The organism is Pedobacter quisquiliarum, from assembly GCF_014642175.1.
Classification (GTDB): domain Bacteria; phylum Bacteroidota; class Bacteroidia; order Sphingobacteriales; family Sphingobacteriaceae; genus Pedobacter; species Pedobacter quisquiliarum.
The window spans coordinates 108,038-124,127 of sequence record NZ_BMIL01000006.1 but is presented as its reverse complement, the minus strand read 5'-3'; the positions used below and the strand labels follow the sequence as shown (position 1 = coordinate 124,127).

Here is a 16,090-nt window from a genome sequence, read left to right as displayed (position 1 = left end):
CCATTTTTAAGAAGAAATGTTATGCAGATATGAACGAAATGGATGAATTTGAATTTGAAGCTGAATCGCAGCCAGAAGAGGCTTTCCACATCGAAGTAGACCTCTATGATACTGGAGATCACAACAACCTGCTTGTGGTTCCTTGTAATGACACCTACATTGTTGTGTCCGGTGACGAGCACCTTTGTACGCTTGAAAAAACCTGTGATGAACCAGAATGCTGGGCCCAAACCGATGGTTTGGTAGATGAGGAACTTGTGGAACGATTAGGATTAGCAATCAGCAGCTACATCAGTTCACTATAAAACTGAACAAACTGCTGATTGCTATACCTGTGAATTGTTTTGCTAATCTAATTTTACCACTTGACCGGACTTCACGGACTCGTCGCTAGCAAAAGCGACCATTAAGCTACTGATCGCGTCTGCCGTAGGCTGACTCAGATCTAGGTCTTCCTTGATCGCTTTTAGAAAATGGCGCTGCTCCCGATTGCACAACTCCTGATGGTCCGGCTCATCGCTCAGATCAATCCAATCATCAGGACGTGCAAACTCCTCTTTATCATCCAAATCAGCATAGTGCACCTTTAGTGATTCTGTTTTTGTGTGTGCGTCAATTACATCAGAATTTCCAGCACTTCCTGCCTGCTTCGCTACGATGGACACCGCGCCTTTCGGTCCGAAAACATCTTTCACGAAAAATGCAGTCTCACTAACCATCGGTCCCCAACCGGCTTCATACCAGCCTACTGACCCATCCTCAAAGCGAATTTGCAAGTGACCATAATTGTAGTTGCCAGCTGGAATCTCCTCGGTAAGCCTTGCACCGATGGCAGATACCTCTACCGGTTTAGACTTTGTCATCTGGCACATCACATCGATGTAATGTACGCCGCAATCCACAATGGGACTTAGGCTCTTCATCAGATTACGGTGGACCGTCCACTTTGCGCCCTTGCTTTGCTGATTCAGATTCATCCGCATAACCAAAGGTTTTCCCATGTCCTGAGCCACTTCAATGAATTTCTGCCATGAAGGATGATAGCGGAGTATATAGCCCACCAGCAGCTTGCGGTTATATTTTTCTGCAGCAGCAGCTACACGCTTAGCACCTTCCAACGAGTCGGCAAGTGGTTTCTCAATAAACACATGACAACCTTGTTCCATCGCCAAAATGGCGAACGACTCATGCGTATCCGGGTAAGTGGAAATACATACGGCATCTGGCTTTGTTTCCGCAAGTGCCGCTGCATAGTCCGTAAAAAGCGGATAGCCACCCCCTAGTTTCTCGTTCAATTTATCTTTACTTGAACCTGTAGATACAAGTCCACAGATTTCAAAGCCCTCGAGCGTATGGTATGCCATGGCATGGGAAGCACCCATATTGCCGCAACCGACAACCAACACCCTCAGGTTAACATTTTCTGGTTCCATATACTGTTGTTAAGCGCCCAGGCTCCAGCCCTGGCGATATGTTCTCTTTACAAATTGATTAACATCATCGAAGTTCGTCACCCGAAGGTTTTCCTTATCCCAAAGCAGCTTGATGTCCCTGCCTGGATAGGTGAAACGTTTGCCGTCAGCCGTAGGCTTTTGTATGTCCGTACCACGAATGGCCAGGTTGGCGATGAGCAGGGTCTCCGTGAGCGGACCTGCGACTTCAAAGGGCGAGCTTAGCTTCATTTTGCCATAGCCGGCGATACAAGCCTCAACAAATGACCAGTAGTGACCATCAACGCCTCCCGGAACGCGGGTAACACTTTGTTTAACCTTAACTTCATTTGTGCGCGACAATGGCAGAAGTCTAGGATTTGCACCATAAACGTCGCACATCATCTTACCTTTTGTACCTTCAAACAACACCCCGTTTGGCCCGAAAGGCTCATTCGCAGCCAGTTCTTCCGGTCGCCCCGGTTTGATGCCACCGTCCATCCAGTGAATCTGAAGATCATCTTTGGTCTTCTTCGTTTTGTTGAAAGTCAGGATAACATGGCTCGACGGTGGTGCACTGTCCGGGAAATAGCCACGCTTAAATTCATCTACATAAATGCTGCCCACACTACACTGTACTTCCGTTGGGGTATCCAGATCCAGTATCCGGACTGGCGGTTCAATAAGGTGTGCACCCATGTCGCCCAGTGCACCCGTACCGAAGTCCCACCACCCTCTCCAGTTGAAAGGCACAAGTTTATCCACGTACGGGCGGTACGGTGCACTGCCCAGCCAAAGGTCCCAGTCCAGCTCTGCCGGCACCTGGCCGGAAGCGTTTGGCCATAAAATTCCCTGTGGCCAGGATGGACGGTCCGTCCAGCAGTAAACATCTTTCACTTTACCTATAACGCCGCCATCTACCCAATCCTGGAGCTGCCTCACGCCATCCCCGGATGCACCCTGGTTGCCCATCTGTGTAACAACCTTGTACTGTTGCGCAGCTTCAGTTAGCTTCCTGGCCTCATAGATATCGTGCGTTAAAGGCTTTTCAACATATACATGTTTTCCCAACTGCATGGCTGCCATCGCGATCATCGCATGGTTGTGGTCTGGCGTAGACACCACCACAGCATCTATGTGCTTACCATCTCTGTCCAACATCTCCCGGTAGTCCTTGTAGTACTTCGCCGATGGGAAGTTCTTCACCGTGGCGGCTGCACGGCGGTCGTCGACATCGCAAAGGAATGCGATGTCGGCCTTTCCACCCTTGTACATGTTAGCGATATTGCTCTGGCCTTTTCCGCCAACGCCAACACCAGCTACCTGCAAGCGATCACTTGGCGCCGTAAAACCGGTGCCACCAAGCACATGTCTCGGCACAATCATAAACCCAGCTGCAGCAAGTCCGGCTGTCTTAATAAAGTCTCTTCTTGAACTTGTTGCGTTGTGCGCTTTTTTGTCAGTCATTTTAACAATTCTATTTTTAGATGATTACTTCTTACTTAAATCCTTGATGCGGATGTTTCTAAATTTAACCGGTGATCCATGCCCCAGGAAGCCAATATGTCCAGTATTTCTTTTCAACCCTGGATGGGCTTGTCCGTCCACAGCACCATTCTTGCGAGCCTCTGTAATATCGGCATCCAGGATCTTCGTGCCGTTCAGGATCACTTGAATTTTTGGTCCTTTTACAATTACTTCCTCATAGTTCCATTCGCCATTTGGCTTCAGGAAACCTCTTTTAGCAGCTGCCGTCCCGTAAATTGAACCATGGTATTGATAAACCTTTAAGTCCTTATAGATCGGTGCATCATTGTCCAGAATCTGCAGTTCCATTCCTTCATATGCGGCATCTCCTTCAAGTGGTGCACGAATCCCAAGACCATTGTTGGCGCCTGGTGTCAGCTGAAACTCAAAGCGGAACACGAAGTCACTATACTGATCTTTGGTAAACAAATTACCACCGGAACCTTTTCCAGGTTTCGGACGAATGGCCATGTCGCCATCTTCAATCACGTAGTCCGTGGTGTTTCCGATCCACTCATGCATGTTCGTGCCATCAAACAGGACTTTGAAGCCCTCTTTTTTCTCTTTCGCACTAAGTTCAAAAGGTTTTACCCTCGGTAATTCGCGAATGTAGATGTTTCGGTAAGCCACCGGTGATCCATGTGCCTGAAGCTCAATTTGCTCTTCTGCAAAAATTGGCAAACTTCTATCCCAGTAATTTTCCAGAATAACATTGTCGGTCACAAGTTCCCCGTTCAGGTAAACAGTCACCCGGTCACCTTTCATTATAATACGGAAGCTGTTCCATTCATCCAGTGCATTGTCTGCTACTTTCAATGGTTTGCTTGGGTGTATCTGGTTGTTGTATAAACCACCTGAACCAACCTGGGCGCCATCTTTCACGCGAGCAGTATCCCATATCTGAACTTGAGGTGTACCTCTAAGGTAAATTCCGGCATCACCATTTTGCTTTTTATCATCAATAATCTTCCAGTCTACAAGCATCTCAATGTCACCATACTTCTTAACCGTAGCAAGGTTGTCACCATGAATCTGGAAACGCAATTCCCCGTCTTCCACTTTCCAGCCTTTCAACATTTCTGCATCCGCTTTAGCCTGCGCAGCTGCAAGGGTCTTGGCATCCATCTTAGCTCTTTTAATTGGATTTTCGACTAAGCCTTTCCAGCCGGTCAGATCTTTACCATTGAACAAAGGCACAAAACCCTCGGTTTTTGGCATTTCATTCAGGTATTTCACGATGGCTTGTTTCTGGTATTCGCTATCACCGCCAGATAAAGTGTTCATCGTTTTGGTTAATAGATCTCTGAAGATCGTGCCATGGTAAACACTATCTGCCAGAATAATCGACATTACGGTGCTTGCAGCACGTTGCTTCAAGGTTGCATCGTCGAGGAATTTCCCGGCAAGTACCGCTGCATTAAAGGTCTTAGCTTGCTCCAGGTCTGCCAATATGGCCCCACGTTGCTCGTTGGTCTTAGCTACGGCCATGGCGTCGCTAAGTTTTAGAAACTTCTGCTCTGCTGTGAAGGGTGCTTTTCGCACGAGGCGTAAGTACCCCATCAAAGCTTGATTGTGCGCCTGCGCATCTGTTGTTGTTTTGCTGATCGTTAACAAGGCTGGCAAAGAAGCAAGATCTTTCCAGGAGCCTAATGCTTCAATGGACGCCTGCTTACTCGCTGCATCTCCATTGTTGTATGCGCCATATACCGCGTCAAGCGCTTTTTTACCACCTAATGCCGCAAGTATCCGGTAGTAGGCCGGTTTGCGTTCCGGGCTTGCATTTGCAAGTTCCTGAAGCACCATCTCCAGTTGTGTTTCTGAATTTTCAGCATCTTTTAAAGCTGCAATGATCGCGTCCTGTAGTGCTGCAGATTCAAAGCTGGCTGCAGATTGCTCCTGCAATAATTTGAATAACTGCGGGACGTTCCCGGCGCTTGCCACCTGCGCAAGTGCTTTGAAACTGGCTTCCCGAACTTGAGGATTTTTATCCAACCGGTAAGTATAAATAAGATCAATCTGATCATTGGCAGCTCTTGCCGCCATGATGTTTAACAATGCAACCTGCACTTCAGGTTTTGCTTTAGCTAGGTAAGGTGCTAATGCTGCTGGTATGCCTTCTCCCTTCATTCTCAGCAATGCATGTGTCGCCGCATTGATTGTGGTGCTGTCACCTTTACGCATCACGTCATATAGATTCGGAATGATCGCTTTGCCACCAATAATGCCAGCACTTTGTATTGCACTCACCCTTACGGCTTCCTCTTTATGCTTCATCAACTTCGTTAAGGCGGGCAAAGCAGCTTTGGCATTTGCCTGGCCGAGCATCGTTGCAATCTGCGCTTTTGTTTCAGGTGCAGCTTTAGAAAGCTTCGAAAGCCACAAACCTGAATTTGAGTCATTAATATCCGGCATGGCAAACTTGATTGCTGCAGCACGATAAGCAGCATGCTGGTCACCCATGGCATCCAGTAGCAGACGCATGCCTGCAGCCTTATCCGCCTGGTACAATATGTTTAATGCGGCCGTACGGGTATGGAGTTGCTCCGCAGCTTTTGCATCTTCGTGCAGCTTCTTTACCACACTTGCGGCAAGCGTGTTATTACCATCTTTTAATAGGTTACCAGCATACACAAGCAAAGCTGATGTTACACCACGCTGCTCATATTGATAGTTTGATTGCGCCGCTGCAGCTGTTAGTAAGTCCGCAGATGCTGGATCCGCAATATGCGCCAGTGCCGAAAGCGTAACTTTCGAAAGCTGTGGATCGTTGCTGTTTGCCAGTGCGTTCAAAGCTGGAACGGCTGCCTTGTTACGACTTAAGCCTAAAGCTTCTATAACGGCTAATTTAGCAGAGCCAGGTGCTGTTGGCAGTGCGGCAAGTAAAGCTGCTTGCGCAGCGGCGGTGTTCACCTTTACCAGTGCCCTTGATGCAGGATCTGCAAGCTGTTCATCATTCAGAAAGCTTTGTAGACAAGACACTGCATCATCTTTACCAACCAGCTCCAGTTGTGAAATCAGAAAGGATTTAACTTGCTTGTCCGTAGCACTGTTTAATGCAGTGCAATAGACCAGCACGGCCTGGCTGCGCTGATCCGATTTTCCAGCTTGTGAAACATAGGCAGAATAACCGCCAATTGCATATTCCAACGTGGCGTTATTGCCTTTACCCGGAGCGGAAAGCCCTGCGATAAGCTTGGTCAGACCATCTTTTCCAAGTTGATCAATCTCGAGCATATTTCCCTGGAGTTGTTTGGCATCCCGTGCTGGCAATTGCGCTAGCAAGTCGGCAATCTTTGTGGTTACCGTTCTTTGGTCGGTACTCGCCTGTCCATGTACCCCGGCCTGGTAGCTGGCAAGGACAAGTAGTACCATTGATATTTTCTTTAACATGATATTTTATAAGGTAATATGATATGATAGAATATGGTGAGCATTAGATGATGTATGGTGCGCGCATCACCGGATTGATCATTCGGTTTGCAGCGTCATCCTCTACAAATACTTGCTTGTCCGGATCAAACTTCAACGACCTGCCAAGTCTTAATGCAGCAAGGCCGATATTAATCAGTGTACAGGAACGGTGTCCATTCTGTTCGTTCAATGCGAATTGTTTGCGTGTACGTACGGCGTAAGAGAAATCTGTAATTTGTTCTGGCGGTTCCGGGAAAGCGGCAAGCTTACGTTCCAGATTTGGTATGTCAGATTTGAAGCCTGGGTAAAGCTTTCCTTTAGGCCCTTCTATGTAAGGTACATTGGCATCTTTACCTTCACCATCCAGAATGATCTGGCAGCCGTCGGCATAAGTATAGGTTATCCGTCTCCAGACGCCCACGGCGTCTGTGTGTTGTTGCGGCGCATCAACTTCTACAGAAATCGGACTGGTATCATCTTTCCCTAAGAAATATTGTATCGGGTCCAGGTAGTGCTGCCCCATGTCGCTAAGTCCGCCACCATCATAATCCCAATAGCCACGGAAGGTCTGGTGTACGCGGTGTGCGTTATACGGCTTGTATGGTGCAGGCCCCAGCCATGCATTATAGTCGAGTTCTGCAGGCACCGGTTCAGGTGCAAGATCATCCTTACCAACCCAGTAGAACTTCCAGTCGAAACCCGTGTGTTTACTTACAGTGACTTTCAGCGGCCAGCCCAGCATACCACTGTCCACAAGTTTTTTGATCGGCTTCACGGGTGTGCCCATGCCATAAAAGTTATCCTTAAACCTAAACCAGGTATTCAGTCGGAAAATACGTCCATGCTGTTGTACAGCTTCCATCACGCGCTTACCCTCACCTATGGTATGCGTCATCGGCTTTTCACACCAGATGTCTTTCCCCGCATTTGCGGCATCAACGGCCATGATCCCGTGCCAGTGTGGCGGGGTGGCAATGTGTACGATATCCACTTCAGGAAGCTTTATCATTTCGCGGTAGTCGCCAAACGTTTTTACACCCTTGTCGAGCATTGTCAACGACTTCTCTATGTGACGCTTATCTACATCGCAGATGGCAACCACCTGCGTGCCGTCGTAAGGGAAATGGTTTCTGCCCATGCTGCCGACGCCGATAACGGCTTTGGTTAGCTTATCACTAGGGGCAATAAATCCTTGTCCGCCGAGCACATGCCGCGGTACAATGCTGAAAATGGCAAGGCCCACCGCCGTTTTTCGGATAAAGTTTCTCCTTGAATTGTCTTGGTTTTCGTTCATTAGTGTTTATATTTTGGTTAGGAATGACGCTTTTTACGCCTTTCTAAGTTAAAGGAAAATTTATTATATAATTTGAAATCAAACCTAAAATGATGCTTTCAGATGTAGAAAAGCTGTGACGATATTGATTTTAGTGTCCATACCAGGCGCTTTTTAAAGAAATTTTAAGGGAAATGAAACCGGGGATGTTCCTGTATGTTATGAGGTTAGCACAAACACAAAGCATTATGGTAAATCCGACCGAAGACTACGAACAAGATCAGGCAAGAGGATCAGCAAAACAGACGATAATCATTGATGAGCGTGAAACTGGCGAAACAGATGAACTGGATCCCAAATTTTCTGATCCGGAGGTTCCAGCAACAAACACGGAATTAGACGGTGAAGGTATAGATGAATCTACTACAGGCCTGAATCCTGCAGAACAAGAATCTTCTAAACCGGCTGAAGATGCCGGACTGAATAGGGATGCTGATGACGACCTCAGCCTGAACAAAGCACAGGATGATCTATTTTAAACCAGATTAAATGCCACTGCAAATTTGATCAATCCTGCCAGCGAGGTTACCTCCAGTTTATGGATGATGTTTTTGCGGTGCGTGTTGATGGTATGGATGGACCGGAAGAGCATCTCTGAAATTTCATAACTGCTCTTACCCGCAACGATCAATCGTATAACCTCCTTTTCCCTCGCGCTTAGCAAATTGAACCGGAAGAAGTTCTTGCGGATATATTCATCATTTTCAAGCATATTGCTGATCCGGTGTCCGGTCATAGTTAACGTGTTGACCGGAACGGCGATATGTACAAGCTGGGTGGCACCGGGATTGCTGGATGACTCGATAATTCTAGACGTGGTAAAATACCAGGAATAATCCGCCTGCACGCCCGGGCGGACCCGTTGTAGAAAGGAATGCAGATGTGTATGATCACCCTGATCAATGAACTGCGTTAAGGCTTTCCGATGTAAAATAATTTCATCTTCAGGAAAAAACCTGCTAAAGTATTCGGCCCCAAATGATGCGAGCTCCTCACTACTGTGATGGAGTATATCGCAGCCAAATTTATTCATGTAGAGGTTCTTCATGGCATTTAAATCCTGAACCATAACACTTCCAGGTATGTAGTCGCCAATTTCTAAAAGTGTGATGGACTGTTGCCGAACCTTTTCGCCAAGACAAAAAATGCTGGACTGGATATCGAATACCTGCTGTTGGAGCGCTCCCGGAAAAGACATGTTGAGGTTAATTAAATGAGTGATGCGCCTATTTAATTCTCTTCCTAACCCTGATTAAAAATACAAATAATGTTTGTTGTTTTCAGCAAAAGAATTTTAAAATAAAAAGGCTTTTCTTGGCAGCGAATTACAGTGAATTGGCAATGTAACGATCTTAATATGAACCATCTATTGGCAATGGTGTTCAGTTACTAAAGTCAATCGTATATGGTCAGGTTCCTCGTTGTTTCTATTTTCCTAAGTATGTTCTCGCTCTTCAAAATTTACGCGCAAGCAAATGCGGGGATTACCGGTAAAGTCATAGATGCACAAAGTAAAAAGCCTTTGAGTTTCGCAACTGTAGCCTTCCTGAATCAATCAGATCGAAAGGTTGTTGCAGGCACGCAGACAGATGAAAATGGGGCCTTCCTGATTAACAATGTAGCCCCTGGGCGGTATTTGCTTCGTGTCGGCTATGTCGGCTACCAGACCTATGAACGGGCTGATGTCGTAGTGAATCCGAATACACCCTTAAGCTTGCCCGATATCGGGTTAAAGATTTCTGGAAAAAATGTACTGCAGGAAGTTGTTGTGCAAGGCAGCCCACCCGACATGCAAATTGGTATTGATCGTAAAGTATTTAATGTTGATCAAAGTCTGGTCTCTCAAGGCGGTTCCGTAACAGATCTGCTTAGCGACATTCCCTCCATCTCCGTCGATGCTGATGGTGCTGTAAGTCTTCGGGGTTCTAGTGGTGTGCGAATTCTTATCGATGGCAAGCCTTCCGCTATGGCAGGGAGCGACATCACCCAGGTCCTGCAATCATTGCCTTCTAATTCCGTACAGCGTGTAGAGGTTATCACCAACCCCTCCTCGAAGTACGATGCTGAAGGACAGTCCGGTATTATCAATATCGTACTCAAAAAGAACCTCAGAACAGGCTTGAATGGTTCGGTTACGGCATCAGCAGGTTCTTACCGAAACTACAATGGTGGCCTCGCGTTAAATTACCGCGATAGCAGTTTTAACTACTATGGGAACTACGACTACCGGAAATCCAGACGCTTAAGTGAAGGGACAAGTGATACCAGATACCTCGAGAATAATGGTCTTATCGACAATCGCAATGAAGGAGATCGCGCTGGTACGGGGCATACCGCGAAGTTGGGTGTCGACTACTTTCTTAACCAAACCACAACCATTGGTCTCTCTGGTAACATCAGCATCCGTGACAACCAGCGAAATGAGGACATCTTCTATCGTTATGAAAACCTGGCAGATTTGAATGGCACCAGCAGCCGGTACTCGCGACAGACTGAAGATGACTTCGGCTACGATCTGAATCTCGATTTCAAAAAGGAGTTTGCTAAACCGGGTTCTGAATTGACATTCAATGCTGCATATGGCCGTAATAAAGAAGATGGTGTAAACACTTTTAACCAGATATTTTCTAATCCAGCAAGCGCTGAAGACCGCCAGATCAATGACACCTATGAACGTGGCGACAACATAAATCTTCAACTTGATTACATACGGCCCATAAACGATCAAAGTAAAATTGAAGCCGGTTATCGCACCACGATAGAGCAGGATGATGAATCTCAAAGCTCGTTAAGGTTTAATCCGGAATCCAGAAGTTTTCTCCCGGACTACAACGTGAGCAATAAATTCAATCTCGAGGAGATCGTACATGCCGGGTATTTTAACTATCAGAACAAGTTCAACAAGACTTTGGGCTACCAGATCGGCCTTCGTGCGGAGCAGGCGTACTTGAACACCATCACGGAAAACGTAAATCCCGCCACGCCGGAGTCAGAACGTTTTACGCCAGGAAGGCTTGATTACTTTCGTATTTATCCAAGTCTGTTTCTAACCCAAACCTTCTCAGCAGATCAGCAGCTTCAACTCAGTTACACACGTCGGGTGAGCAGACCTAATGGCTGGCAGGTGAACCCCTTCATAAACATTTCCGATCCTTTAAACATCCGCCGCGGTAATCCGAACCTAAAACCGGAAGACATCCATTCTTTCGAACTTGGCTACACCCGGAACATCGGCAAAACGACGCTCAGCTCATCCGTTTATTATCGCAGGGTAAATGATGTTATTCAAAACATCACGCAACGGATTGAAGGCAGCAATGCCGCAACCATTTCAGAATGGCGGAACATAAGTATGAACGAGTCCACCGGTTTTGAATTCATTTCTAAAAGCGACTTTGGTGAAGCGCTGGATCTAACCGGAAACCTGAACATCTATTACAACCGGTTTAAAGGTAGTCCGGAATTCGGGTTGGAAGCCAGGGATGGCATAAACTGGGACGCAAATCTTGCATCAAACATAAAAATCACCAAAAATCTTTCCGCGCAGATCCGGGGTAACTATGTCGCACCAAGGGTGCTTGCACAAGGTCGCTCCATCGGAAACTTTGTAACAGATGCCGCAGTACGTTGGAGTTTATTGAAAAACAAAGGGAGTTTGCTGTTAAATGTTAGAGATGTATTCAACCAGCGGCGCTTCGGCGGATATACCCAGACCGATCAGTTCATCCGTAACTTCCGCGACCGTCGCTCCTTGCGTATGGCCATGCTGACTTTTAGCTACCGGTTTGGCTGGCAAGATAAAGGCAAGAACGAAAAAGATGACTGGACTTCTCAGGATGATAATAATCAGGAGCCATAGGCCTATGACTCCTGCATAACTACCCCCTGATGTTCATAGATCTGCAAATCAAAATAAGTTGCCGCGGCCAGCAGGTGGTCAAAGATATCAGCCATAATGTGCTCATATTCTACCCACTTGGTCGTTCCCGTAAAAACGTATAACTCAATTGGTAGACCCATTGCTGTGGGCGCCAACTGCCGTACCATCATGGTCATTTTCTTGTTCGTGCCGGAGTGGTGCGCGAGGTAGCTGTCAATATACTTTCTGAACAATCCAGCATTGGTTAGGTTCCGGCCATTGACCAGCAGGTGCTTGTCTATGCCATTCCGCGCGTTACTTTTATCAATATCTTTCTGTCTGTGGTCAATGTAGCTGGTGAGCGATTGTATTTTCCGGAAAGACTCCAACTCCTCCGGTTTGATGAAGCGGATGCTGGTTTGACGTATGTAAATCGAGCGCTTGATTCGTCTCCCTCCCGACTCTTGCATGCCTCTCCAGTTTTGGAAAGAGTCGGAAATTAGCGCATATGTCGGAATGGTTGTGATTGTCTTATCAAAGTTCTGAATTTTTACAGTGGTCAGATTGATCTGGATCACGTCGCCATCCGCGCCATACTTCGACATGGTAATCCAGTCTCCGATGCGCACCATGTCATTTGCACTCACCTGAATGCTGGCGACGAAGCCCATGATGGTATCCTTAAACATCAGCAATAGCACTGCAGAAAGTGCACCCATCGCCGTGAAAAATGCCACGGGAGATTTGCCGGTCAGTGTAGAAAAAATAACAACCGCCCCAAGGATCATTAAAATGATCCGGATGATTTGCAGGTAGCTATCAATCGGCTTTTCCTTGAAAGCCTGCCGTTTGCGAAGGCTGTCTGCGCCGGATCTGATTACGGACATCATCATCCAGATCAGCACGAATACCAGATACACGTCAGACAAGGCACCAAACACCCGGGTGAACCGAGGGAAGTCGATGAATACGACAGGTAGTGACAGGTTGATGATGATCACGGGAATGATGAGCGCCAGATAATAAGCAAAGCGATTTTCCAGCAAATGATGGAAGAATTCTATCCTTGAATTTTTAATGATCCGGATCAGTGCGATGCGCAGGATTCTGCGAATGATCTGATGCACCAGATAAACCAATACAATTGTGATCAGTGCAAGCAGAATGGCATTCAGGTATTTGACCACCCCGGGAGCGATACCAGAATGCATCAACAAATCGTACGTCCAGCGGCCAATAAAATTGAAGGAATTGTCTTTATTCATTTGTTGCAAGCTAATGTGGGCCGCAGAATACTAATAATAAACTAAAAAACCAACCTAAGTAGCTCAGATTGGTTTCTTCATGTATGTAAAAGATAGTCCTATACCTTTGGCAGAGTATAGCCATTGTGGTATTCAGACATCAGGTATTTTTCGTTGATGGTTTTGTTCGTGAAGAGCTTACTACCTTCATCCCAGGTTAACTTCTCCCCGCTTCTGAAGGCAATATTGCCCATCTGCGCTACGGTGGCCACATGGGCTCCCGCCTGAATTGAACAGGCAAGTTCTTCTTTTTTGCGCGAGCGTAAACAGCTGAAGAAATTTACCATGTGGTTGTTCAGGCCGTTATCAGCTGCTTTTACGAATGGCACGGAGACCTTTTGTTCACTTTGCTTCTCCTCTATAACTTCCCAGCCACCTCTGTTCAAGATCAACGTTCCGTTGTTCCCAACGTAGGCAATACCATGATCGCGGTTGTACGATCCATTATCGATGCCCATGGCAGAATCCCAAACCAGGTTAAACTTATCAAATTCATATAAAGTAGTTAAGGTATCCGGTGTTTCTTCATAAAGATCCGGATAGGCAAACCTCCCACCTAGCGCGGAGATGGTTTTAGGTACCGGGGAACCCATGCCCAGCAAACCGTAATCCAGCAGATGGACACCCCAGTCGGTCATCAGGCCACCTGCATAATCCCAGAACCAGCGGAAGTTAAAGTGATACCTGCTCGCATTGAAAGGTCGTTTCTTTGCTGGACCAAGCCAAAGATCGTAATCGGCACCCTTTGGTGGAGCAGAATCCGGAACCACAGGCCCAGGTTTCATCCAACCTTGATAACACCATACTTTTACGGTCCGAATGTTACCCAGCTTGCCACTCTGAACGTAGTCTACCGCATCTTTAAAGTGCTGCTGACTGCGTTGCCATTGTCCGGCCTGTACAACCTTGTTGTATTTTTCCTGTGCGGCAACCATACTGCGGCATTCCAGAATTGAATTTCCAACTGGCTTTTCTACATAAACGTCCTTGCCCGCTTCTACAGCATGTATCATCATCAGCGCGTGCCAATGGTCTGGCGTCCCAATGATTACCGCATCTATATCTTTCCGGTCCAGAAGGGAACGGTAGTCCTTGTAGGTTTTTACTTTTGAGGGGTTCACATTGAGCTCTTTAAGCTCAGACATACGCTTGTCGAGCACGTTCTGATCGGAGTCACAAAGCGCCACCAACGTTACGCCAGGTACCAGCAAAGCTGCCTTTACGTTTGCCCAGCCCATACCGTTTATACCAATCGCACCAATATTGATGCGGTCATTGGCACCTATGGTCTTTTCATAAAGCGCATATGCAGGATTGTCAAGCGCAGAAAGCAAAACTGTGCTGCCGAGTGCAGCACCACCGGTACTTAAAAATTTTCTTCTGTTTAGCATTTGGTTAAGGTAATAGGTTCATACAGCTGGTAAAATACGAAATCCTGTGCATACAGCAAACTGAATATCCTGCGAATCAGACGGTGTTTTTTGTGAATCTCGTCCGCGTATTGTTCGCCTATCGTTCGCCTTTCGTTCGCCTATGCTTCGCCTCCAGCCGAACAATAGGCGACTGAAAGGCGGATGATTGCTGAATGACATCCATACCCTTATCGTTTTTAACGCTTTAAAATTTGGCTATTGATATTTGGGTTTACGCATCAATACCACAAAAAAAAGAGCAGCGATTATGCTGCTCTTCAAATAAAAAAACGAGTAAATTTTAGTGCCTTGCAGACATTGCTTGTTCTACATCAACACCGAGACCTTTTGCAATGGCCATGCCCAGCTGAATGTCTGCTCGGAAGAAGTGGCATAACTGCAGATTGATGATCTGCACGCGCTTTGGTCCGCTAATGCCCATCATGGATCCAACGATGTTCTGGACCAGGTTTTTGCGATCTTCATCACTCAACACCTTTCTGTAAAGGTCTCCCGGTTGTGTATAATGATCATTATCGCCAGGACCTGCATTGCGATCATACCAGTCGGCAACATTGGAATCAAGCTCCCATGCTGGTTCTTTGTAACTTGGATCTGGTGCGACATCACCAAAGCTGTTTGGATAATAGTTCGGATCGTCATTGCCATTATCATCTATGCGCATCTGGCCATCACGATGAAAGTTATTAACCATAAATGGACAGCGGTTTACCGGTATCTGCTCGAAGTTTATGCCCAGGCGATATCGTTGCGCATCTGCATAGGAAAGAATCCTGCCCTGTAACATTCTGTCCGGTGAAAAGCCAATCCCATCAACAAGGTTGGACGGTGCAAAAGCAGCCTGCTCTACATGGGCGAAGTAATTGTTTGGCACCTGGTTCAGCTCTATTTCGCCAACTTCGATCAGTGGGAATTCTGCGTGTGGCCATACTTTGGTTAAATCAAAAGGATTCCAGCGGAATGTTTTCGCCTCCTCTTCAGTCATCACCTGAATTTTCATCGTCCATTTCGGGAAATCCTTGTTGTCTATAGATTCCACCAAGTCTCTTTGTGCATGATCCATATCCACAGCCAGCATCTGACCTGCTTGTGCGGCATCCAGGTTTTTGATGCCCTGCTGTGTTTTGAAATGGAATTTCACCCACACGCGTTCATTGTCAGCATTGATCATGGAGTACGTATGACTACCGAAGCCGTCCATGTTACGGTAAGTTAATGGCGTACCACGATCCGTCATCAAGATCATTACCTGATGCAAACTTTCTGGATTAAGGGACCAGAAATCCCACATCATGGTCGGACTCTTCAGGTTTGTTCTCGGATCACGCTTTTGCGTATGGATGAAGTCGCTGAACTTTTTTGGATCTTTAACAAAGAATACCGGGGTGTTGTTGCCAACCAGATCCCAGTTTCCATCTTCCGTATAAAACTTAATGGCAAATCCTCGTGGATCGCGTTCCGCATCAGCGCTCCCTTTCTCGCCCCCAACAGTTGAAAAGCGGAGAAATATGCGACAGCTATTTCCAATTTTAGAGAAGATCTTTGCACGAGTGTACTTGGTGATGTCATGGGTTATTTTGAGGCTACCGTATGCACCGGATCCTTTTGCGTGTACCACCCTTTCCGGAATGCGTTCACGGTTGAAGTGGGCCATTTTCTCATGCAGCACAAAATCCTGTAAAAGCAAAGGTCCGCGGCTGCCAACGGACTGTGTATTTTCATGTTCTGCATAAGGGCGACCTGATGCAGTCGTGAGTTTTCTTGGGGTTATATTTTCATTTTCCATACTTATA

The 16,090-nt window shown here is 46.7% G+C and carries 11 protein-coding genes; 3 read left to right on the top strand and 8 right to left on the bottom strand.

The window, feature by feature from the left end; genetic code table 11:
• Window positions 1-29 precede the first annotated feature (29 nt).
• A complete protein-coding gene (locus IEW69_RS10180; protein WP_188626750.1) occupies window positions 30-305 on the top strand; it encodes a hypothetical protein in 276 nt (91 codons plus the stop codon).
• Between the two features lie 42 nt (window positions 306-347).
• Here IEW69_RS10180 and IEW69_RS10175 read toward each other — a convergent pair whose 3' ends face one another.
• Genes IEW69_RS10175 through IEW69_RS10160 form a run of 4 tightly spaced genes read right to left on the bottom strand, consistent with a single transcriptional unit; the run spans window position 348 to window position 7,662 of the window.
• Complete coding sequence (locus tag IEW69_RS10175; protein WP_188626749.1) at window positions 348-1,433, bottom strand: Gfo/Idh/MocA family protein; 1,086 nt, start codon at window positions 1,431-1,433, stop codon at window positions 348-350.
• 9 nt (window positions 1,434-1,442) lie between these two features.
• Window positions 1,443-2,897: a Gfo/Idh/MocA family protein gene (locus IEW69_RS10170; protein ID WP_188626748.1), complete on the bottom strand. Its 1,455-nt coding sequence runs from the start codon at window positions 2,895-2,897 to the stop codon at window positions 1,443-1,445.
• A 24-nt stretch (window positions 2,898-2,921) separates the two neighbouring features.
• Window positions 2,922-6,347, bottom strand: a complete 3,426-nt coding sequence (locus IEW69_RS10165) for a 3-keto-alpha-glucoside-1,2-lyase-like domain-containing protein (protein ID WP_188626747.1) — start codon at window positions 6,345-6,347, stop codon at window positions 2,922-2,924.
• Window positions 6,348-6,390: 43 nt separating this feature from the next.
• On the bottom strand, window positions 6,391-7,662 hold the full coding sequence (locus IEW69_RS10160; protein ID WP_188626746.1) for a Gfo/Idh/MocA family oxidoreductase: 1,272 nt from the start codon (window positions 7,660-7,662) through the stop codon (window positions 6,391-6,393).
• Window positions 7,663-7,889: 227 nt separating this feature from the next.
• Here IEW69_RS10160 and IEW69_RS10155 point away from each other — a divergent pair, with 227 nt between their 5' ends.
• Window positions 7,890-8,180, top strand: a complete 291-nt coding sequence (locus IEW69_RS10155; RefSeq protein WP_188626745.1) for a hypothetical protein — start codon at window positions 7,890-7,892, stop codon at window positions 8,178-8,180.
• On the opposite strand, the gene IEW69_RS10150 is transcribed toward IEW69_RS10155, so the two are convergent.
• Window positions 8,177-8,899 carry a response regulator transcription factor gene (locus IEW69_RS10150; RefSeq protein WP_188626744.1) on the bottom strand — a complete coding sequence of 241 codons (723 nt, stop codon included), beginning with the start codon at window positions 8,897-8,899 and terminating at the stop codon, window positions 8,177-8,179. The genes IEW69_RS10155 and IEW69_RS10150 overlap by 4 nt on opposite strands.
• 207 nt (window positions 8,900-9,106) lie before the next feature.
• Here IEW69_RS10150 and IEW69_RS10145 point away from each other — a divergent pair, with 207 nt between their 5' ends.
• Window positions 9,107-11,560: a TonB-dependent receptor gene (locus IEW69_RS10145; RefSeq protein WP_188626743.1), complete on the top strand. Its 2,454-nt coding sequence runs from the start codon at window positions 9,107-9,109 to the stop codon at window positions 11,558-11,560.
• Between the two features lie 2 nt (window positions 11,561-11,562).
• Here the strand turns inward: IEW69_RS10145 and IEW69_RS10140 are convergent, their stop codons facing one another.
• The 3 genes from IEW69_RS10140 to IEW69_RS10130 form a co-directional block, all read right to left on the bottom strand.
• Complete coding sequence (locus IEW69_RS10140; RefSeq protein WP_188626742.1) at window positions 11,563-12,825, bottom strand: mechanosensitive ion channel family protein; 1,263 nt, start codon at window positions 12,823-12,825, stop codon at window positions 11,563-11,565.
• Window positions 12,826-12,923: 98 nt separating this feature from the next.
• A complete protein-coding gene (locus tag IEW69_RS10135; protein ID WP_188626741.1) occupies window positions 12,924-14,255 on the bottom strand; it encodes a Gfo/Idh/MocA family protein in 1,332 nt (443 codons plus the stop codon).
• Window positions 14,256-14,577: 322 nt separating this feature from the next.
• Window positions 14,578-16,083: a catalase gene (locus tag IEW69_RS10130; RefSeq protein ID WP_188626740.1), complete on the bottom strand. Its 1,506-nt coding sequence runs from the start codon at window positions 16,081-16,083 to the stop codon at window positions 14,578-14,580.
• Window positions 16,084-16,090 lie beyond the last annotated feature (7 nt).

Coding starts and splice junctions, on each gene's coding strand:
- IEW69_RS10155 (WP_188626745.1), top strand. CDS start 7,890: ATGGTAAATCCGACCGAAGACTACGAACAAGATCAGGCAAGAGGATCA.
- IEW69_RS10180 (WP_188626750.1), top strand. CDS start 30: ATGAACGAAATGGATGAATTTGAATTTGAAGCTGAATCGCAGCCAGAA.
- IEW69_RS10130 (WP_188626740.1), bottom strand. CDS start 16,083: ATGGAAAATGAAAATATAACCCCAAGAAAACTCACGACTGCATCAGGT.
- IEW69_RS10135 (WP_188626741.1), bottom strand. CDS start 14,255: ATGCTAAACAGAAGAAAATTTTTAAGTACCGGTGGTGCTGCACTCGGC.
- IEW69_RS10160 (WP_188626746.1), bottom strand. CDS start 7,662: ATGAACGAAAACCAAGACAATTCAAGGAGAAACTTTATCCGAAAAACG.
- IEW69_RS10170 (WP_188626748.1), bottom strand. CDS start 2,897: ATGACTGACAAAAAAGCGCACAACGCAACAAGTTCAAGAAGAGACTTT.
- IEW69_RS10140 (WP_188626742.1), bottom strand. CDS start 12,825: ATGAATAAAGACAATTCCTTCAATTTTATTGGCCGCTGGACGTACGAT.
- IEW69_RS10175 (WP_188626749.1), bottom strand. CDS start 1,433: ATGGAACCAGAAAATGTTAACCTGAGGGTGTTGGTTGTCGGTTGCGGC.
- IEW69_RS10165 (WP_188626747.1), bottom strand. CDS start 6,347: ATGTTAAAGAAAATATCAATGGTACTACTTGTCCTTGCCAGCTACCAG.
- IEW69_RS10150 (WP_188626744.1), bottom strand. CDS start 8,899: ATGTCTTTTCCGGGAGCGCTCCAACAGCAGGTATTCGATATCCAGTCC.
- IEW69_RS10145 (WP_188626743.1), top strand. CDS start 9,107: ATGGTCAGGTTCCTCGTTGTTTCTATTTTCCTAAGTATGTTCTCGCTC.